This window comes from Leucobacter allii (genome assembly GCF_022919155.1).
Taxonomy (GTDB): Bacteria; Actinomycetota; Actinomycetes; order Actinomycetales; family Microbacteriaceae; genus Leucobacter; species Leucobacter allii.
Genome location: NZ_CP095045.1, coordinates 1,969,137 through 1,989,587, shown reverse-complemented (window position 1 = coordinate 1,989,587; position 20,451 = coordinate 1,969,137). Strand labels below are relative to the sequence as shown.

The window sequence follows — 20,451 nt, the reverse complement described above, 5'->3', positions numbered from 1 at the left end:
GGGCGGGTGCCGATTCGAGCCGGTGCGCCCGGACCCGGCGCCGGTCCGATCCGATCCGGCGCCGGTGAGATCCGATTCGCGCCGGTGCCTCCGGGCCGCGCTACGCGCGCTCGGCGTCCCGAGACCGCTCAAGCCGCGCGATCTCGGCGCCCACGTTCTCCCGGGCGCGCGCCTCCCAGAGCCCCTGCGCGGCCGCGGTGCGGTAGATCGCGGGCCGCGCGAGGTAGCCGGCGAGGATCGCGGTGCGCCCGGCGGCGAAATCGGCGTCGGGAACGTGCGCGTACTCCTCCCGCACCGCGGCGGCGTACTCCGCGTAGCGCGAGGGGGACGCCCCGAAGATCGCGAGGTCGGCGTCGAGCAGCAGCGCGCGCTCCGGGGCGGCGGGGGCCGCCTCGGCGTGCCCGGGTGCCGTCGCCTCGATGTGGGCGGCGACCCGCTGCGCGAGCTCGGGATCGATGCCGAGGGACCCGAGCGACGCCGCTGCGAGACGCGCGGAGGCCCGCTCGTCGGCACCCGGAGCGGTCTCGGCGCCCGCGCCGGTGCCGTCCGCCCGCGCGTCGCCCGTACCGATGCCGTCCGCCTGAGAGCGGCTGCCCGCTCCCGCATAAACGGCGTCGTGGAACCACGCCGCGAGCAGCGTCTCCGGGGCGATGCGCTCGCCGCGGGTGCCGAGCATGTCGAGGGCGAGGAGCACGTCCTCGAGGTGGCGGGCGTCGTGGTACCTGCGGTGCGCCTCGCCCCAGCGGCCGAGGAGATCATCGCCGAGGCGCCGCCAGGCGTCCGCGGGCGTCGCCGCGGACTCGGCCGCGCCGTCCGTCACGGTGCCGGATCCGGCCGCGATCCCGAGCCGCGCTCCGAGCGACGCCCATTCGCCCGCGAGGTACTCTCGGCGTCGCAGCGGCGCGACGGCATCGCGGTCGCGCTGCCGCACGCGGAGCCCGGCCGCCCGCAGCTCGTGCACGACGTCCTTCGCGGTCACCGGCCGGGCTCCGGCGGCGACGGCGTCGGCGTAGCGCGCCGCGGGGACGTCGTAGTGGTCGAGGTCGAAGCCGCGTCGGGGGAGCCCGAGGCGTGCGGCGAAGGCGTGCAGCTCGGCGTAGTCCGCGTTCGAGACGAGATGGCTCCAGAGCGTGCCGTGCGCCGGCCACGCGGGCGGGTCGATGAGGATCGCCATCCGTTCAGCGTACTGCGCGGGGGCGGCGGGTGCGCGATGCCGGCGGCGGGGGTAGCCTCGAGGCGAGTGGAGCAGCCCTCGGGAAGGGGGAGCGCATGTGCCGATGGCTCGCGTATCTCGGATCGTCGATCCCGCTCGAGGACGTGCTCGTGCGGCCCGAGCACTCGCTCATCGACCAGAGCCTGCTCGCGCGGGAGCTGTTCCTGCCGGATGATCCGCGCGCCGCGGGGTTCCGGCGGCACGCCTTCCCGACCAACGGCGACGGCTTCGGCATCGCGTGGCACGGTCGCGGCGGCAGACTCGGGCAGTACCGGCAGATCGAGCCGGCCTGGGACAGCATGAATCTGCGGCACCTCGCGGCGCAGATCGAGTCGGACTGCTTCCTCGCGCACGTGCGCGCGGCGCCCGGAGGCTCGATCGCCGAGCAGAACTGCCATCCCTTCGTGCAGGAGGGCTGGATGTTCCAGCACAACGGCGAGATCCCGGCGTTCGGGGAGCTGAAGCGCGAGCTCACCTTCGACGTCGCGCCGGAGCGCTATCCGTCGCTCCTCGGAAGCACCGATTCCGAGCTCTGCCTGGCGCTCGCCCTCGGCTACGGGCTGCGGGACGATCCGGCCTCCGCGCTCGCCCGCATGGTCGGGCGGGTGGAACGCGCGCGGCGCGAGCACGGGATCGTCGCGCCCTTCCGCGCCACGGTGTGCGCCTCGGACGGTGCGCGGCTGTTCGTGCTGCGCTGGGTGAGCCCGGACGCGCCGGGCGCGCTCGCCCCGACCCTCTACCACGCGGCCGGCGCGACCGCGCTGCGGACCGTCGACGGCTCGGCGGATCGCCTGCCTGAGGACGCGCAGCTCGTCGTCTCGGAGCCGCTCGAATCGCACTGGAGCCATCGGAGCTGGACCGAGGTGCCCGTCGGCGCCCTCGGCGTCTGCAGCCGGGACGCCCCGCCGCGATTCGCGCCGTTCGAGCCCCTCGCGTGAGGCCGGCGCCTACCCGGCGCGTGCGTCCGGCGCCGTCGCCGGCTTCGATTCGCGCAGCTCGCGCGCCGAGATCACCGCGCCGAGGCCGTCTCGCGCGCCTCGCGCCTCACGCGTCGAGATCGCCGGGGCGCTTGTCGGGGCGCCAGCCGCGCCACACGGGCTGCCGCAGGCTGCCGCCCGCGGTGCGACCCTTCGCCACGACCTCGGCGACGAGTTCCGGTCGCACCCAGTGGGCGTCCCGGCGCGCCTCCGGCGGCACGGCTGCCACGGGCCGGGCGCACTCGAGCGGCGCGAGGCGGGCGCGGATCGCGCGCCGTTCCGCCGCGGAGAAGCCGGTGCCCACCCGCCCCGCGTAGTGCCACGCGGGCGAGGCGCCTGCCGCGCCGTCGGCCGTACGGTCGGGGCCGCCCGCGCGATCCGGTGCATGCGCGGGCATGGCGAGCTCTGCGGGCTCCGCGAGCAGCAGCGAGGCAATGCCTCGAGCATCGGACGGGCTCTCGCGCCAGCCGATGACCGCGAACTCGGCGGTGGCGATGCTCGGGAACTTCCGCCAATCCGCCGTGCGCGCGCCGGATCGGTACGGGCTCTCCCAGCGCTTGGCCACGACGCCTTCGAGCCCCAGGCTCCGGCTCGCCTCCGCGGCCTCGGCGCCGCTGCCCGCGAAGACCTCCGGCAGTGCCGCGGGCACGCCGGGATCCGCGTCGATGAGCGCGGTGAGGAGCTCGCGGCGCTGCCGATACGGCAGGCCGCGGCAGTCCCGGCCGTTGATGCGCAGCACGTCGAAGATCAGATAGGAGGCCGGGGCCGCTCGGCGAGCCCGGGCGACGTCGCGCGGCGCGGTGAGACCGAAGCGCTGCTGCAGCCGCGAGAAGCTCGGCGCCCCATCACCGCCGAGGGAGACGATCTCGCCGTCCAGCACGGCGTCCTCGGCGTTCACGATCCGCGGGAGGGCGGCGAGCTCGGGGTACGCCGCGGTGAGGTCGCCGCCGGAGCGGCTGCGGAGGGCGCAGTGCTCGACGTCGATGCGGGCGATCGCGCGGATGCCGTCCCACTTCATCTCGAAGGCCCAGGCCGCGGGGTCGAGCCGCGGCAGTGCGCCGGCCGCGCCGGCCACGGCGAGCATCGGGGGCGGCACGTCGGGACCTGCGGCGGCGGGTTCCCCGGCGGCGGAGGCGCGTCCGCGCCGAAGCCGCCGATGCGGCGTCTCCTCGGACATGAGGTGGATCATCCACGGCGCCCCGTCCTCGCGGCCCGTGCGGAAGAGTGCGTAGCGCCGGGTGCCGCCGAGGCCGCCGCCCGGGCCGCCCTCGAGCGCGACGACGACCTCGTCCTCGCGCCACTTCTCGAGCGCGTAGCGGCCGGAGTCCCAGATGCGCACCTCCCCGGCGCCGTACTCGCCCGCGGGGATGACCCCCTCGAAGTGCCGGTACGCCATCGGATGGTCCTCCGTCGGCACGGCGAGATGGTTCACCCCGGGATCGGTCGGCACCCCCTTCGGGAGGGCCCAGCTGACGAGCACGCCGTCGTGCTCGAGGCGGAAGTCGAAATGCAGCCGCCGCGCCTCGTGGCGCTGGATCACGAAGACCGGGGCGTCGCCCCGGTCGCCCTCCGTATCGTCGTCGGCGCCGCGTGCCGCACCCCCGCCGCGTGAGCCGGAGCGGGATCGGCCCCGCGCCGGCACCGGCTCCGGCGTGCGGCGCGCGTCGCGCTTGGCGCGGTAGTCGTCGAGCCGATCCGGCGCTGCGTCGCTCCCGCGCGCCACGAGCTCCGCGAGCGGGTCGCCGCGCCGCGCGACCCGCGCCAGCACCTCCCGGAACTCCAGCTGGCGCAGGTGCGGGGAGGCGAGCTCCCGCCAGCTGCGCGGGGCGGCCACCGTCGGGGCGATCCTGCCGCGCAGCGAATAGGGGGCCACGGTGGTCTTCGCCGCGTTGTTCTGGCTCCAGTCGATGAAGACGCGTCCCGGGCGCAGGGAGCGCTTCATCGAGCTGGTGATCTCGTCGGGATGGTCGGCCTCGAGCGAGCGCGCGAGCTCCCGGGCGACCGCGGAGGCCGCGTCGGAGCTCTGGGAACCGTCGAGGGCGGCGTAGAGGTGGATCCCGCTGCTGCCGCTCGTGACGGGAACGGGGTCGAGTCCCATGCCGCGGAGCACCTCGCGGACGAGGAACGCGATACGGGCGCACTGCTGCAGGGACACGCCCTCGCCGGGGTCCAGGTCGAAGACGAGGCGATCCGGCGGCTGCGGCTCGCCCGTCGCGTCGAATCGCCACTGCGGCACGTGGATCTCGAGCGCCGCGAGCTGGGCGAGCCACACCAGGGTCGCCTCGTCGTTCACGAGTGGATAGGCGTTGACATGATCCTTGTGCTGGATGCGCCCGGTGCGCACCCACTCCGGCGCGGTGTCGCCGAGATCCTTCTGGAAGAAGACGTCGCCGCGGCCGTCGGCGCCCACGCCGTCGGGCCAGCGCTTGCGGGTCGCGGGCCGGTCGCGGCAGTGCGGCAGCATCGTCTCCGCGATCGCGCTGTAGTAGCCGATGATCTCGCCCTTGGTGGTGCCCGTCGAGGGGTAGAGCACCTTGTCGGGGTGGGTGATCCGGATCCGGCGGCCGCCGATCTCCACGGTCTGCGCCGCGTCCGCGCGGCTGCCCGCGGGCGGGCTCGCGCCCCGCCGTCGGCTCGTGCGCTGCCGCCCGCCGTCGCTCCGCCGTGTGCCCGCCATCTGTACAGGATGCGCGGCGGGTCGCGCAAGCGGTAGACCTTTGACAGCGGTCGGGGGTGTACTGTACGCATGCGAGCGATATGGAGCGGAGCGATCACCTTCGGACTCGTCAACGTGCCCGTCAAGCTCTACAGCGCGACCGAGGACCACGACGTGGAGCTGCACCAGGTGCACGACGAGGACGGCGGGCGGATCCGGTATCAGCGGCGCTGCGAGGTCTGCGGGGAGGTCGTGCCCTACGAGCACATCGACCGCGCCTACGCCGACGAGGAGGAGACCGTCGTGCTCACGCGGAAGGACCTCGCGTCGATCCCGCAGGAGCGCGACCGGGAGATCTCCGTCGTGGAGTTCGTGCCGAGCGGGCAGATCGACCCGATGCTCTTCGAGCGCAGCTACTACCTGGAGCCGAGCGGGAAGTCGCCGAAGGCGTACGCGCTGCTGCGCCGCACGCTCGAACGGACCGAGCGCACCGCGATCGTGGAGTTCGCGCTGCGCCAGAAAACGCGCCTCGCGGCGCTGCGCGTCCGCGGCGACGTGCTGCTGCTGCAGACCCTGCTCTGGCCCGACGAGATCCGGGAGCCGGCCTTCCCGGCGCTCGAGCAGCGGGTGCGGATCTCGGCGAAGGAGCTGCAGCTCTCGGCCGCCCTCGTGAAGAGCTTCTCGGACGACTTCGCGCCCGAACGCTTTCGCGATGCGTACCAGGAGCAGTTGCGGAAGCTGATCGAGGCGAAGCGGCGCGCGGGCGATGCGATCGATACGGAGGCGACGTTCGGCGAGGCGGCGGAGGAGGGCGCGGAGGTGATCGACCTCATGGAGGCGCTGCGCGCCAGCGTGCAGCGCTCCCGGGACGCGAAGCGGAAGGGCTCGGGGAAGCGGGGCGAGGCCGGGAAGCGATCCGGGGCCGCGAAGCGCTCGGGTGCCGCGAAGCGATCGGGAGCCGGGAAGCGATCGGGAGCCGCAAAGCGGGGGTGAGTAGGGGTGAGCAGGGTTGAGCAGGGTTGAGCGGGGCGGCGGTATCGGTTGCGCTTTCGCGACCTCGTCGTCCACGCACGCGTCCCGATGAGGCGTCGATGCCGCCGTCCATCGCCGGAGACGCGCGACGGCCCCGACGAGGGGGTCTCGTCGGGGCCGTAGACGTACGCGGCGCGGCGCGCTGCGGCGGGGCCGCAGGGCGCCGCGGGAGCCGATCAGGCGGAGGCCTGCACCACGGCGTTCTCCGACCGGGGCGCGGAGTTCGCGGTGCCGGGCGCCTCCGCGGCCGTCTCGTGCGCCGACTCGACGTGCGCACCCGTCGCGACCTGGACCTTACGGGGCTTCGCCCGCTCGCTCATCGGGATCGTGACGCTCAGCACGCCCTGGTCGTAGCCGGCGGAGATCCGCTCGGTGTCGACGCCCTGGCCGAGGCTGAGCTGGCGCAGGAAGCTGCCGGGGGTGCGCTCGCGCGTGATCCACTGCACGTTCTCGGTGCTGGGGAGGGTGCGCTCGGCGCGGATGGTGAGCAGCTGGCCGTCGACATCGATATCGACGGAACCCGGGTCCATGCCCGGGAGATCGGCGGTGAGCACGTAGGTGTCCCCGTCGCGGTAGAGGTCCATCGGCATGCGGCGCGGGCCGCGCGGCGAGCCGTCGAACAGCGCGTCGGCGAGGCGTTCCATCTCTCGGATCGGGCTGTACTGTGCCATCTCTGCACCTTTCGACTAGTGTTCCGTAAAAGTTGAGTCAGGTCGACTCAAGCTGATTTTAGATTAGCACTCGAGTGTGATGAGTGCTAACAGGTTCGCTGCGGGCGAGCAGCGGAGCCCGCCGCCGCGGCGGGGTTACACTGCGGGTATGAACGAGCAGGAGGAGCTTCGTGCGGGCCTCGCGGAGGCGCGGAGGCGCGCCGCCGAGCGCGTCGCGAAGCGCGAAGACGGGCTGCGGGCGCTGACTCGCGCTCGGCGCAGCGCATCCGATGACGACGAGCACGATCCCGAGGGGGAGACGCTCTCCGCGCAGTGGTCCCTGCGTGCCGGACTCCTCGCCGATGCGCGCGAGACGCTGCGGCAGGCGGACGCCGCTCTGGAGCGGCTCGGCCGCGGCGAATACGGGATCTGCCGTGTCTGCGGCGGGCCGATCCCGCCCGCGCAGCTCGAGGTCCGGCCATTCCGCGAGTCCTGCGTCGCCTGCGGGTAGGCGGGTTCAGCCGGATTCGCCGTCCCGGCGCCGGTGGGCGAGCACCGCGGAGCGCGCCCGCTCCACGACCAGCACCGCGCCGAGGAGCGCGGTCACGGAGATGATCGACGGAATCCAGGCGACGAGCGCCGGGAAGCGGTCGACCACGAGGATCTCGACGCCGAGGACCGAGGCGAGGATGAGCAGCGGCGGCAGCTGCGCCCCGCGAGCGGCGCGCAGCTCCTCGGCGTGCAGGCGCCCGTCGCGGTAGAGCACGCGGAGGAATCGGAGGAAGCAGACGAGCACGACGGCCGCGCCAAGGAGCGTCGACCAAACGCCGAGGGAGCCCACGGCTCAGCCGGCCGCCGGGCCGCCGTGCCCGCTCATCGGACCTCGTCCGCCAGTCTGCCTGCGCTCCACTCGCGCAGCAGCGTCACGAGGCCGGCGGCGCGGCGCTCGTCCAGGGTCGCCGGGAGCTCGTGCACCTCGCCGGGGCCGAGGATCACCCGCTGCGGCTGCTCGGGATCGATGCGGATCGCCTCGGGGGAGATGCGCTCCCGCGGCGTGACCACGGGATCGGATCCCAGATCCTTCGAGCGCACGCCGCGGTCGGTGAGCACGAGGCCATAGACGCCCATGAGCGTCGATCCGGTGACGGCGAGGAGTACGCGCTCGCCGGCGTCGCACGGGATCTTCTTCGCGAGCTTCGCGAAGTGCTTGGCGTGCTTCGCGTCCTCCGGGTACTTGACGTCGTTGTCGAGACCGAGCTCGCGCACGCGTCCGCGCAGCGACGCCGAGGTCTCCGGCGCCGGGGCGAGCGCGATCCGCCGGCGCGCCAGCGTCTCGAGCACCGTCACCAGCAGCTCGGCGAGGAGGGCCGTCATGCTCTGCGCGGTCTCCGTGTCGACGAGGTCGCTCGCGAAGGTCCAGTCGTACGCGGCGGTGCTCGACTCCGTGATCTCGGCCGCCGCCGCGGCGGCGCCCGCCGGGCCCGTGAACAGCGGGTACTGCCGCGGCGCGGCCGTGCCGAAGATCCCGTCGACCTGATCCTTGACGACCAGCCGACGGTCGGTGATCAGGAAGCCCTGGGCCTCGCGCTTCCCCGAGAAGCGGGAGGCGACGTCGTACCCGATCCAGGCCACGGGCAGCTCGCCCTCGGCCGGATCGACGTCGAGCATGAGCTGCTGCGCGGCATGCCAGAAGACGGCCTCGCTGTCCTCGAAATGCGGGTGGGTGCGGCCCGGCACGAAGAGCAGCGCGTGCACGCGCGGGGCAGAGGCGGCGCGCTCGCCGACCGCCGCGACGAGGGCGGTGTGGAGCTCGCGGCGCTCGGCGGGGAGCGGGGCCAGATATTCGGCGAGGGAGGCGTGCGCGTCGGCGGGCATGGTCGGGCTCCTGGGTGGGGATCGTGCGTCTCGAGATGCCGGCGGTGGGGATGCGCGGCACAGGTCTTACAGTACTCCGTCGGGCGGCTGCGTCTTCGGCTGGAGCTCTTGCGGGGTGGGGAGGTGGGGGCTCGCGTTTCCGTGGGGAACGGAGAGTCAGTTGTTCTTGGTTCGAGTCCAGGTACCCCAGCAACGAATCGCTAGAGTTCCCTAGGAAGTCCGGCACCCCTCTCGCTCCTTTGAGTGGCCCGATCTGGCGTCTGGTGACCAGATTGGTGACCAGAAACCTCCAGGGGATGTGTTCTGCACGCGGATGTTTCGGTGAGTTACGCGTTAATCCGCGCTGGTACGCGTTGGGATGTGGAGTGCTCCTCCTCGTCATGGAAGATCATGCGTACATCGAGATCGAGCCCGCGTTCCTGACTCAAGCCGAGGTCGCGATCCTGCTGGGCGTACCTGTGCGTGCGTTGGAGGGGTGGCGGCTCACGAAGTCAGGTCCGCCGTGGCTGAAACTCGGCAGACACGTCAAATACGATCGTGGTGACGTACTTTTCTGGGCGAGGGAGCAGCGCCGTGGCTAGGCCCAGGATCGCCGCGGGCGAGCTCGGCCAGGTGCAAGTGACGCAGCTCGCGAACGGTAAATGGCGGGCACGCGCCAGGATGCGAAATGATTCGGGCGAACTCATGCAGCTCCGTGCCGAGGGCATCAGTGAGAATGCCGCCCGGGAGGAACTGCTGTCGCGTGCGAAGACACTGACGACACATACGAAGGCCATTGTCACCGCCGCATCGACTATTCAGGAGACGGCGGAGGCATGGTTGCCGACAGTCAAAATACGTGCCGAGAACGGAACTCTCTCGTGGTCGACGTACGAGAACTATGAGACCACCGTCCGCCTCACCCTCATCCCGACCTGCGGCGGTGTGACGTTAGAAGCGCTTACGGTTGGCCGCTGCGACCGGATTATCCAGAACCTCCTCGCGGACAAGGGAGTTTCAGCGGCGCGAGAAGCGCGATCAGTGCTGTCGCTCATCTGCGGGTTCGCCGTACGCGATAATGCGATCCCGACAAACCCGGTGCGTGACGTCACCCGGCTGCCGACGCCCGAGAAGAAGACCGCGATGCTCACTCCACAGCAGATCGAGGCGATCCGCGAGCTCATGACTCATTGGCGAGAGTCGGAGGGCATGGGACCGCGCCCGAACTGGCGGGCACTGGTCGATGGCATGGACATCATGCTCGGTACCTCCGCCCGTGTGGGGGAGTGCATTGGACTGCGCCGGTGTGACGTGGATATGACCGCGGCACCGCCGACGATCCTGATCGATGGGACGGTGATCCAGAACAAGAAACAGGGCGTGACTCGGAAGAACGCCCCGAAGCGCACCCGTCAACGTCGTCGCGTTGCCCTCCCCGCTCTCGCAGCCGACGCAGTGCGGCGCCGCCTCGCGCTTGCTGAGAGCGGACCGGAGGCGCTGCTGTCCCCAATAGAGACAGGTAAACCGATGAGCGTGTCCAACTACGAGCGGTTGCTGCGCTCGTTCATAGACGACAGTCGGGATGCGCTTGTTCGCCTTGGAATGGAAGTAGACGAGTACTCGACGCACATCTATCGACGCACCACCGCGACTCTCGTGGAGCGCGCGGCGGGGCTCACCATCGCCTCGCGTTTGCTTGGGCACGCGAACGAAATGGTCACCCGCAACAGTTACGCCATCACCGCCGAGCAAGTCGACGTCGTGACTGCCGACCTCCTCGACGCCATTCTGGGCGAGTGAGGGATCACCAATCGAGATGAGGGCCCGCATACTGGAATTCGACCGATGACAAGAGGAGGAAGACTCTGAATCGCTGCGTCTGCGACTTGCTTGGCGGTTGAAATCGCGCGCTGCTGCGACTTTCCATCGATTGCATTAGAGTCAAGATCAGTCGAGATACGTCAAGTTGTATCGAGTTGTATCGAGGTATGTCGAAGAGGTCCCAGGTTCAAGTCCTGGTAGCCCCACCACTTCCGCGGAGTATCAACGAATTCGGGGCCAGACTCGACGAATTGACGTCTCCGCTCCGGTAGCCTCTCGAGGACAGCGGGAAGAGCACTAGAATCATCAGCATCGACCCGACCACCCGCATGATTGGCGGCGTGATCGGGTCTGACGAGCGTTGAAATACAGGACGCTCTGCAACCGAGTCAAACCCTGGTCGAGCAGATAACCTCAGGCTCACCACAGTTCAGGGCGTTGGTTCACACCTGAATTAATCGGGATTTCCGGTCAGTTCAGGTGCTCATGAAGCTGTGTCAGCGGGAGCCTTATGCGCCCTTCTCGCCTGTCCCGCCGGAGCGATGCCGAGGAAGATTGTGCTCTACGCGGCGTCCGACCTTTCGGCCGCGTCCAACTCGGCGAACTTGGCTGCCATCGTTGGGTTGCCCTTGGTCAGCTTCTTGACTGTGAGCGCGGTTGCCTTGTCGTTCGCGAGGCGGAGGTTGTTCTCGGAGCCGAGCAAGCCCTCCTTGACCTTCTGGAGCCGCTCGATAGCGACGTCGATATCCTTGATGGCTGCGTCGAACTTGCGCTTGGCGAGGTCGTAATTGCGACCGAACGCCGACTTAAAATCTTCGAGTTCGAACTCGAAGTCGGTAATGTCGATGTTCTGCTTCTTGATCTGCTCGAGCTCGGCCTTGACCATGATCGTGTCCTGAGTAGCATTGCGCAGCAGCGCGATGATTGCGAGGAAGAACTGCGGGCGAACGACGAACATCTTGGGGTACAGATGTGACACGTCCGTGATGCCTGTGTAGAGCTCGGAGTCTTCCTCAAGCATCGAGATAAGTACCGCGTACTCGCAGCCTTTGTCGTTGCGATCCTTGTCGAGCTTGGCGAAGAAGTCGCTGTTCTTCTTCCGCGTAGCGGTAGCATCGGACTCGTTCTTCATCTCGAACATGATCGAGACGTACTCGACGTCGTCGTCGCTGAAGTCGCGGAAGACGTAATCGCCCTTCGTGCCGGCAGATGCGTCGTTGTCCTTGCCGAACTGTGCATTGGGGAAGGCGAGCGAGCGCATGCGGTTGAACTCGATTTCGCAGTGCTGCTCAAGAGTCTCGCCGAGGTGCTTCACGGACAGCTTCGCCTTCATGTCCTTGTAACGGGAGATGAGCTCATCCTTCAGCGCCAGATCCTTGGCGTGCGACTCTTTGATCGCAGCGTCCTTGACCTTCTGCTCAGCAGCCTGAAGGCTCAGCATGCTCTTCGCTTCGTTGAGGTTCTTCTCCGCCGCCGCGACCGCCTTTGCGACAGCCAGCTCCTGGTTAGTCGTCGCGGACTTGACCTCGGACTTGAGCTGCTGGATCTCGGCGTCTTTGGCGACGTTCACCTTCAGCGTCTGCTGTGTTGCTTTCGCCACCGCGAGCGCGATCTCGATTTCCTTGGCTTGTTCGGCCGCAGCGAGGCGTGCGTGGAGTTCGGTCTCGAACTCGGTGGTGCGCACCTGTTGAACAATGTCGGCGTACTGTGCCTCATCAATGGTGAAGAGGGTGCCGCAGTGCGGGCACTTGATCTCATTCGAAGCGATGGTCTGTGTGGTGTCAGTCGTGGGTATCTCCTAGTAGGGGCGAGAGCGAATTCCACGGGCGGGCAGCCCCAGTAACGCTCTGCCAGTGGCAGCGACCTCATGTCGCCAGAACAGATCGTGACGCAGACTTGTTATCAAAAAGTAAATACGCATGATAAGGCGGCTTATCAGCATGAGTTACAACTGGGATCTGATTTGGACTAGGTTGGGGGCATGTCCACAGCACCATCGCTCCTCATCGACTTGGCCGGCGTCGCCCGGCTGGCCGGCGTGCAGCGGCCCGTCGCGTCGATGTGGCGGTCACGATTCGCGTCAACGTCTGATCCCTTTCCTCGGGCGGTCGGCGAGAAGGGTGGCCGGGCTCAGTTTGACGCACAGCAGGTCGCCGACTGGCTCGTGCGCTCAGGACATGGCAACAACCCCGAAGCGCGTAAGGACGCCGCGGCTTCGGCAGCCCCGCTTGACTTCTCGTTTGCTGACTCAAGCGCTGTCGCCGAGTTGGAAGCCCTCATCGCGCTCTACACACAGATCGAGGATCTGGATGGACTCACGCCTTCGCGGATCGAGGAGGCCGGTGCCGAGGTGGATCCTCGCGACGACATGCTCCAGGCCGAGATTGCCGCTCACGCGCGCCGGGGTGTGCCGTGGCTCGAGTACGCAACGCATCTGATCGACGCGGCATACTCGCCGTCGGCCGCGCTCACGCTTGTGACCCAGCGGCATGCTGTTTCCCAGAGGGCGGCGGGATCTGCGGGACGGCTCGTGACAGATGCGATCACCCTGGTTGTCGATGCCGTGCTTGCGCTCGTTCGCGAGGGCGATGCTGTGATCCTGGATGCAAGCGATGCGACGCTCTCCTCGACACTTGCGGGCAAACTCGGTGACGATGTGAGCATCGTGCTACCTGCCGAAGCTGGCAGTCGGCGTGTTCGCCGCCAGCTGCTCGTCGACGGTCATTGGCTCACCGGCGCAGAGGAGCCCAAGACCCGCTCAGTTGTCGCCGCGCGCGTTCCGTCTGCTCCAGGCGACGACGTCGCAGGGATCTTGCGAGCCGTCGACGAGGTCTCCTTGTCGCTGCGTGATTCGGACGCAGCAGTGGTGATCGGCCCCGCGAGAGCGCTCGTCGATCCGGTGGCACCCACCGACGAGCGGGCGCGCGCCGACATCCTTCGTTCTGGTCGAGTGCGGGGGATCGCACGTTTGTCGGCTGGTCTGGTCGATAGCGCGGCCCGCGAGTCGCTCGCATTCTGGGTGCTTGGCGCGCCGGTAGGTGGCGTCCCGCCTACGGAGCGAGTGACCGCCGTTGCCGATCTCACTGCGATTTCGCTGACTTCCGCTGCCCGCGCCGACCTTGTATCGGATCTGATTGCGGGCATGGGCAGCAGAGGCGACCTGCGCGCACATCAGTTCCGGTTCGCGACATTTGTCAGGACGTCATCGTTGCAGGCGCGAAGCGGCTCGCTCGTGGCATCTGCGACTCGGAAGCCCGTGCCCGCGACCACGGACACGGCCGATCTTCCCGCGCTTCTCGACCTCGCGGCCGACACAGTTCGCGCCGACATCAGCCCGGTCGAGATTACGCCTGATTCCCACGATGTCCCGCGAGCCACATCAGTGCCCGAGCTAATCGAGGCCCGCCATTTGAGGAGGATCCCGGGCACCCGCCTCGACGCGGACCTGCTCGGCCCGGACGGACTCATCGTGGTGACGCCATCCGATCTCGACAACCCTGCGTCCATCGGCCGCACCCGCATCGATCAGCTCGCGTTCGCAGCCCAGAACTCCAACGCACAACTGACGCGCCCGGGCGATGTGATCTTCCGAACCAGCCCGACCGCTGCTGCGTGGGTCGATGCCGAAGGATCGAAGGTCGTCGCCTACCCCGCTCGCGTGCTACGCATCACCGCGAGTGACCCCGGCGGACTCATCCCTGAGGTCATCGCCGCCGACATCAACGGTGCGACCGCCGGTCCGGGGGCATGGAAACGATGGATGTTGCGTCGCGTCGCCCCTCGGACGCTCGCACCGCTTCGACGGGCACTAGCCGACATCTCGACCACCCGCGAAGATCTTGAGGCTCGGGCTTCGCGCCTCACCGACTACGCCGACCTGATCGTCGCTGGCGCGACCTCGGGAGCGGTAACCATGCTCGACACGAATCACGCCGCGGATGCGGCAACCACCCAGTAAGGAACACGCATGCCCCGCACACCGAAAGCCGCCCCTGCGGCACCGTCGACCATGAAGGAGCTGAAAGACACGCTCTGGAAGGCCGCCGATAAGCTACGCGGGTCGATGGACGCCTCGCAGTACAAGGACGTCATTCTCGGTCTCGTGTTCCTGAAGTACGTGTCGGACGCATTTGACGAGCGCCGCGCAGGCATCCGCACCGAGCTCACCGCCGACGGATACGACGATGAACAGATCGCCGATCTCATCGATGACACCGACGAGTACACCGGCCGCGGAGTGTTCTGGATACCCGCGAACGCACGATGGGGGTTCCTTGCCGAGAACGCGAAGGGTCTGGGGCCATCGATGGATACCGCGGAGAAGTCGATCGGCGCGCTCGTAGATGAGGCGATGGATGCCGTTATGCAGGCAAATCCACGGCTTTCGGGCACGCTACCGCGCATCTTCAATCGTGACAGCGTCGACCAACGCCGCCTGGGCGAACTGATCGATTTGTTCAACTCGGCGCGGTTTACGATCCAGGGCCAAGGCGGTGCGGACGGACGCCGCGCCCGGGATCTGCTCGGCGAGGTGTACGAGTACTTCCTCGAGAAGTTCGCTGCCGCCGAAGGTAAGCGGGGCGGCGAGTTCTATACGCCCGCCGGCGTCGTGCGGGTGATCGTCGAACTGCTACAGCCCACCCATGGGCGGGTGTACGACCCGGCATGCGGGTCCGGCGGCATGTTCGTGCAGGCCGAGAAGTTCATCGACGCCCACCACGGCGAAGGCTCCGACATCTCGGTGTATGGGCAGGAGCTCAACGAGCGCACCTGGCGCATGGCGAAAATGAACCTCGCCATCCACGGCCTCACCGGCAACCTCGGACCGCGCTGGGGCGACACCTTCGCCCGCGACCTGCACCCCGACGTGCAGGCGGACTATGTCATGGCCAATCCGCCTTTCAACATCAAGGACTGGGCCCGCAACGAAGATGACCCCCGCTGGCGGTTCGGTGTGCCCCCGGCCGGCAACGCGAACTACGCGTGGATCCAGCACATCCTCTCCAAGCTCGCCCCCGGCGGCCAGGCAGGCGTCGTCATGGCGAACGGCTCCATGTCGTCGAACTCAGGCGGTGAAGGCCGGATTCGCGCCGAGATCGTCGAAGCCGACCTCGTTTCCTGTATGGTCGCCCTGCCAACTCAGCTGTTCCGCTCCACCGGAATCCCGGTGTGTGTCTGGTTCTTCGCTAAGGACAAGGGTGCAAGGGCAGGAGAAGTGCTGTTTATCGACGCCCGCGGACTTGGGCACATGGTGGATCGCGCCGAGCGGGCGCTTTCGGACGAAGACATCGCCCGAATCGCGGGGACGTTCCACGCGTGGCGCGGAGTCGAATCGGATTCCGCGCCCGAAGAGTACACGGACGTTCCGGGCTTCTGCTATTCGGCGTCGCTCGACGAGATCAAGGCCGCCGACTATGCATTGACGCCGGGACGCTACGTCGGCGCCGCAGAGGCAGAGGATGACGGCGAGCCGATCGAGGAGAAGCTCGCCAGATTGAGGGTGGAGCTTGAGGCGCAGTTCGCGGAGTCAGCACGACTGGTCGAGGTTGTGCGCGAACAGATCGCGAGGGTGTCATGAACCGCGAGCCACTGAGGGCTGTCGCGACCGAACGTGGACTCGTCGGCGGCCCCTTCGGATCGTCGTTGGTAAACGCCGATTACACGCACGATGGCGTTCCCGTCATCCGCGGGGTCAACATGAGTGCTGGACGCTTTGTCGGCGGTGAGTTCGCATTCGTTTCGCTCGAGAAGCTTGCGCGAGACCTAGCTCACAACACGGCGGTTCCCCGCGACATCATTTACACGCAGCGAGGCACACTTGGCCAGGTTGCACTCGTGCCGAGCGGAGGAGCCGAGACATTCGTCATTTCTCAGAGTCAGATGCGCCTTCGAGTTGACCCCGAGCGAGCGGTCCCCGAGTTTGTGTACTACGCGTCGACGACCAATGATTTTCTCGGGCAGATCGACGACCGTGCGATATCGACCGGGGTCCCGCACACAAACCTCGGGATTCTGGCTGAGTTGGAGATTCCGCTCCCCTCGCTGGCAGAGCAGCAGGCGATCGCCGAGGTGCTGGGCGCGCTCGACGACAAGATCGCCGCCAACACTGCCCTCGCTGGCGCTGTAGACGACTACCTCGCGACTCTGCTTGACGATATGGCGGGCGGCGTTGGCACAACCATGCTGCGCTCGATTGCGGATGTGAATAGGCGCTCGGTTAAGCCGGATGCTGAGGGGAACCTCCGCTATGTCGATATTGCGTCAGTCACGGTGGGAAGTTTCGAGTACCCCGAAATCAGCGCTTGGAGCGACGCGCCCGGGCGGGCTCGGCGCGGGCTGTCGGCGGGGGACACGATGTGGTCCACCGTTCGGCCCAACCGTCGCTCGCACGCACTCAATCTTGAGGATGATGCCTTGCTCGTTGCATCTACCGGGCTGGCTATTCTCTCGCCGCGTGAGGTCGGGTTCGCATACCTGTATGAGGCGAGTCGGCGCCCGGAGTTTTCGGCCTACCTGGAGAACGTTGCCGAAGGAAGCGCTTATCCCGCGGTGCGCGCTGATCGATTCCTTGAGGCCCCTGTTCCTAGCCTGTCAGCCGATCACATCCACACGTTTGAAGCGCAGGCAGCTCCACTCCGCGAACTTGTCGCCTCTCTAGCACGGGAGAATCGCACCCTCGCCGCAACTCGCGACGCGCTCCTCCCGCAGCTCATGTCGGGCAAACTCCGCGTCCGCGATGCCGAGGCGGAGGTATCTGAAGCCGGCGTGTGAACGCACCAAGCATGACGAAGCAGAGAGGGACACACATGACATCGCTCACTGAGGGTGACTGGGAACTGGATGCGCTCGAGACACTCGCCGAGCCACTCGATTGGCGTCCGGCCAGGGGCGAGGAGATCGCGCCCGGCAGCGGGGAACGGGGCACCTGGGACGATCTACTGATCCGTCCGCGCTTGCTCGATACCCTTCGTCGCCTAAACCCGGGCATCCCTGGCGAGTACTTGCAGCAGGCGGTGGCCGAGATCGCGGCGCCAAAGTCGCAAGACGCGATCACCGAGAACCACCGCATCCATCAGTACCTCGTCGGTGGTTATCCGCTGAGCTACATCGATTCTGACGGCGTCGAGCAGAACCAGCGCCTACGGTTGCTTGGGGCAGACCCTGCAGAGAATGACTGGCTCGCTGTCAACCAGGTAACTCTGCGACAGGGCGATCTGCATCGCCGGATCGACATCGTGCTGTTCGTAAACGGGATGCCGCTCGTCATCGTTGAGCTGAAGCGTGCGGGTTCTGCATCCACCGGTGTTGCCCCCGCGCACGCGCAACTGCAGACGTACCTGCGCGAGTTTCCGATGGCCTTCCGATTCTGTGTGCTCACACTCGCAAGTGACGGGCTTGAGGCGAAGTACGGCACTCCGTTCACGCCCCTCAACCACTTCGCACCATGGAACGTCGATGACGATGGTGCACCGCTGAAGCAGCCACGGATCGAAGAAGGTGTGTCGGTCGAGCCGATCGACGACGCCCTCAACGGCCTCTTCAACCAAGAGCGGTTCTTGCAGCTCGTCCGAAATTTCACTGCGTTCGACGAGAACTCCGACGGACTCACTAAGCGCATCGCGAAGCCACACCAGTACTTTGCGGTGACGAAGGCGGTGGGCTCTACGGTGCAGGCGGTGGAGACGAATGGCAAGGCCGGTGTGGTGTGGCACACGCAGGGGTCGGGCAAGTCGATGGAAATGGAGCTGTACGCGAATCTCGTGTCGCGGCATCCGAAGCTGAAGAACCCGACGGTGGTCGTCGTCACCGACCGCACCGAACTCGATGGGCAGCTGTTCCAGACTTTCGACCAGAGCCTGCTGCTGGCAGAGAAGCCGGTGCAGGTTCGCGAGCGCGCGCAGCTACGCGACGAGCTGCGCAATCGGGTCACCGGTGGCATCTACTTTACGACGCTACAGAAGTTTGGACTGACTGAAGCTGAGAAGCAGTCGGGCACGCAGCATCCATTACTCACCGACCGGCGCAACGTGATCGTCGTGGTCGACGAGGCGCACCGCAGCCACTACGACGACCTTGACGGATATGCCCGGCATTTGCGCGATGCGCTGCCGAATGCGACCCTCATCGCGTTCACCGGAACACCGATCTCGTTCGCGGAGCGTGACACCCGTGCGGTGTTTGGTGACTACATCGACATCTACGACCTTTCCCGTGCGGTGGATGACGGTGCTACCGTGCCCGTGTATTTCGAACCACGGCTCATCAAGGTGTCGTTTGCCGATGACGCCAACGATGAAGACATCGACGCCACCGCCGATGAGTACACGCTCGGCCTAGATGACACGGAGCGGGCCCGACTGGAGGCATCCGTTGCCGTCGTCAACGCCGTCTACGGCACGCCCGAGCGCATCGAGACCCTCGCGACCGACCTCGTGAAACATTGGGAGGAGCGGCGCGAACGCATGAAGCCTTTCCTTGGGTCACCTGGCAAGGCGCTCATTGTGGGCGGTACGCGCGAGATCTGCGCGCGGCTGTACTCGGCGATCGTCGATCTGCGCCCCGACTGGCACTCGGATGCACTCGATAAGGGCCGCATCAAGGTTGTTTACTCGGGGGCAGCTTCGGATGTGCCGCCGGTGAGCGACCACGTGCGACGCGACTCTGAGAACAAGGCGATCAAGGCACGGCTGAAGGATGCCTCGGACGACCTCGAGATCGTGATCGTCAAAGACATGATGCTCACCGGGTTCGACGCCCCGCCGTTGCACACTCTCTACCTCGATCGGCCACTCAAGGGCGCGTTGCTCATGCAGACTCTCGCTCGCGTGAACCGCACTTTCAAAGGAAAGGAGGACGGACTGCTCGTCGCGTACGCACCGCTGGCCGACAACCTCGCCAAGGCACTGTCGGAGTACACTGTCTCGGACCAGGCAAACAAGCCGATCGGTCGGAACGTCGACGAGGCCGTCGGGATCGCGTCGGAGCTGGTGGCGCAGATCCGCGAAATGCTCGCAGGCTGCGATTGGCGTTCGATCGCAGCCATGGGCGGATCGCGTGCTTGGCGCACTGCCGCGACCACAGCGACGAACTATCTGCGGGATGCCGCGAACCCGCTGAACGCTGTGGAGCTGGGTGCCGAGCGATTGTCGGTACAGTATCGGACAGCGACAGGTCGTCTCTCGCGCGCGTGGGCACTTGCGTCGGGTCGTGCCGGCCTTGCAGAACTGCACGACGAGATCGCATTCTACGAAGAGGTCCGCGTGTGGATGGCGAAATTCGACGCCGCTGAGCGGCAGTCGCGCGACGAACCGATACCCGAAGAGATCTCGCGACTGCTCGGTACGCTCGTCGCTGATTCGATCGCACCGGGCGAAGTGCTCGACATCTATGACGCCGCAGGCCTCCCGCGCTTCGCGCTCGACGACCTGGAGGCAGAGTTCCTCGCGAAGGCGCAGGCCGCGCCCAATGCACACCTTGCAATCGAAGCGTTGCGCAAGTCACTGACCGACGCCGGGTCGGCCGCGGCCCGCGGAAATCTCGTGCGGCAGCGAGCGTTCTCGGAACGGATCGCCGAGATCATGAACCGTTACACAAACCAGCAGTTGACCTCTGCCGAAGTGATCGCCGAACTGGTCGAACTAGCTAAGGAGGTCGCGACCGAGGCGTCCCGTGGAGAGCGCTTCTCACCCGCGCTGTCGAACGACGAACTTGCGTTCTACGATGCCGTCGTTACCAACGAGTCTGCGATTGATGTGCAGGGTGAGGACGTACTTGCCCAGATCGCGCGCGAGCTCGTCGCCGTGATGCGACGCGACGTGCGCACCGACTGGACCGTGCGAGACGACGTGCGCGCCAAGCTACGATCATCAATCAAACGGCTGCTCGTTAAGTACAAGTATCCGCCCGACAGGCAGCCGGAGGCGATCAAGCTCGTGATGGAGCAGATGGAATCAATAGCACCGCGCTATGCGGACGAGCGCGTGCGTTAGGGCATTCTGAGTCCATGGATCGAGAGGGATGGTGTTCCGAGTACGGAATGGGACCGTAACCAAATGCGCCATCGGGCAGACCACTTGGGAGTCAAGGAGGTCGACGATTCGAGCGAACAGTAATCAGGCGGTGAACTGAGCCGCGTGTCTCGTGCAAAATTGCTGACGAATTGCCCGAATCCGCCCCTCCAACTGGCCAGCGCCGTCCGGTAGGCTTACCTCATGAAAGCTGCAGAAACACGCGGTTTTTCGCCCGATC

The 20,451-nt window shown here is 67.2% G+C and carries 15 protein-coding genes; 9 read left to right on the top strand and 6 right to left on the bottom strand.

Going from position 1 to position 20,451, the window contains the following annotated elements; genetic code table 11:
• Window positions 1–100: 100 nt before the first annotated feature.
• A complete protein-coding gene (locus MUN78_RS09270) occupies window positions 101–1,174 on the bottom strand; it encodes a DUF4031 domain-containing protein (RefSeq protein ID WP_244725966.1) in 1,074 nt (357 codons plus the stop codon).
• Between the two features lie 95 nt (window positions 1,175–1,269).
• On the opposite strand from MUN78_RS09270, the gene MUN78_RS09265 reads away from it, so the two are divergent.
• Complete coding sequence (locus MUN78_RS09265) at window positions 1,270–2,151, top strand: class II glutamine amidotransferase (protein WP_244725964.1); 882 nt, start codon at window positions 1,270–1,272, stop codon at window positions 2,149–2,151.
• Window positions 2,152–2,257: 106 nt separating this feature from the next.
• Here the strand turns inward: MUN78_RS09265 and ligD are convergent, their stop codons facing one another.
• Window positions 2,258–4,867: a non-homologous end-joining DNA ligase gene (gene ligD / locus MUN78_RS09260; protein WP_244725963.1), complete on the bottom strand. Its 2,610-nt coding sequence runs from the start codon at window positions 4,865–4,867 to the stop codon at window positions 2,258–2,260.
• A gap of 69 nt (window positions 4,868–4,936) precedes the next feature.
• Between ligD and ku the strand changes: the two genes are divergently transcribed.
• Window positions 4,937–5,839, top strand: coding sequence for a non-homologous end joining protein Ku (gene ku, locus MUN78_RS09255; protein ID WP_244725961.1), 903 nt, complete (start codon window positions 4,937–4,939; stop codon window positions 5,837–5,839).
• Window positions 5,840–6,054: 215 nt separating this feature from the next.
• On the opposite strand, the gene MUN78_RS09250 is transcribed toward ku, so the two are convergent.
• Complete coding sequence (locus tag MUN78_RS09250; protein WP_244725959.1) at window positions 6,055–6,549, bottom strand: Hsp20/alpha crystallin family protein; 495 nt, start codon at window positions 6,547–6,549, stop codon at window positions 6,055–6,057.
• A 148-nt stretch (window positions 6,550–6,697) separates the two neighbouring features.
• Between MUN78_RS09250 and MUN78_RS09245 the strand changes: the two genes are divergently transcribed.
• Window positions 6,698–7,039, top strand: a complete 342-nt coding sequence (locus MUN78_RS09245) for a TraR/DksA family transcriptional regulator (RefSeq protein ID WP_244725957.1) — start codon at window positions 6,698–6,700, stop codon at window positions 7,037–7,039.
• 6 nt (window positions 7,040–7,045) lie between these two features.
• On the opposite strand, the gene MUN78_RS09240 is transcribed toward MUN78_RS09245, so the two are convergent.
• Complete coding sequence (locus tag MUN78_RS09240) at window positions 7,046–7,369, bottom strand: hypothetical protein (RefSeq protein ID WP_244725955.1); 324 nt, start codon at window positions 7,367–7,369, stop codon at window positions 7,046–7,048.
• A gap of 32 nt (window positions 7,370–7,401) precedes the next feature.
• Window positions 7,402–8,403 (bottom strand): hypothetical protein, encoded by a 1,002-nt coding sequence (locus tag MUN78_RS09235; RefSeq protein ID WP_244725953.1) that lies wholly within the window; start codon window positions 8,401–8,403, stop codon window positions 7,402–7,404.
• Between the two features lie 365 nt (window positions 8,404–8,768).
• Here MUN78_RS09235 and MUN78_RS09230 point away from each other — a divergent pair, with 365 nt between their 5' ends.
• The gene (locus MUN78_RS09230; protein WP_244725952.1) at window positions 8,769–8,984 is read left to right on the top strand and encodes a helix-turn-helix transcriptional regulator; all 216 of its coding nucleotides are present in this window, start codon (window positions 8,769–8,771) and stop codon (window positions 8,982–8,984) included.
• The gene (locus tag MUN78_RS09225; RefSeq protein ID WP_244725950.1) at window positions 8,977–10,182 is read left to right on the top strand and encodes a tyrosine-type recombinase/integrase; all 1,206 of its coding nucleotides are present in this window, start codon (window positions 8,977–8,979) and stop codon (window positions 10,180–10,182) included. The genes MUN78_RS09230 and MUN78_RS09225 overlap by 8 nt, the downstream gene beginning before the upstream one ends.
• Before the next feature lie 583 nt (window positions 10,183–10,765).
• Here the strand turns inward: MUN78_RS09225 and MUN78_RS09220 are convergent.
• Complete coding sequence (locus MUN78_RS09220; RefSeq protein WP_244725948.1) at window positions 10,766–11,887, bottom strand: DUF2130 domain-containing protein; 1,122 nt, start codon at window positions 11,885–11,887, stop codon at window positions 10,766–10,768.
• A 297-nt stretch (window positions 11,888–12,184) separates the two neighbouring features.
• Here MUN78_RS09220 and MUN78_RS09215 point away from each other — a divergent pair, with 297 nt between their 5' ends.
• Genes MUN78_RS09215 through MUN78_RS09200 form a run of 4 tightly spaced genes read left to right on the top strand, consistent with a single transcriptional unit; the run spans window position 12,185 to window position 20,192 of the window.
• Window positions 12,185–14,161 carry a hypothetical protein gene (locus MUN78_RS09215; protein WP_244725946.1) on the top strand — a complete coding sequence of 659 codons (1,977 nt, stop codon included), beginning with the start codon at window positions 12,185–12,187 and terminating at the stop codon, window positions 14,159–14,161.
• Between the two features lie 9 nt (window positions 14,162–14,170).
• Window positions 14,171–15,781 (top strand): class I SAM-dependent DNA methyltransferase, encoded by a 1,611-nt coding sequence (locus tag MUN78_RS09210; protein WP_244725944.1) that lies wholly within the window; start codon window positions 14,171–14,173, stop codon window positions 15,779–15,781.
• The gene (locus tag MUN78_RS09205; protein ID WP_244725942.1) at window positions 15,778–16,974 is read left to right on the top strand and encodes a restriction endonuclease subunit S; all 1,197 of its coding nucleotides are present in this window, start codon (window positions 15,778–15,780) and stop codon (window positions 16,972–16,974) included. Before MUN78_RS09210 ends, MUN78_RS09205 begins: the two co-directional genes overlap by 4 nt.
• A gap of 11 nt (window positions 16,975–16,985) precedes the next feature.
• The gene (locus tag MUN78_RS09200; RefSeq protein WP_244725940.1) at window positions 16,986–20,192 is read left to right on the top strand and encodes a type I restriction endonuclease subunit R; all 3,207 of its coding nucleotides are present in this window, start codon (window positions 16,986–16,988) and stop codon (window positions 20,190–20,192) included.
• Window positions 20,193–20,451: the final 259 nt, after the last annotated feature.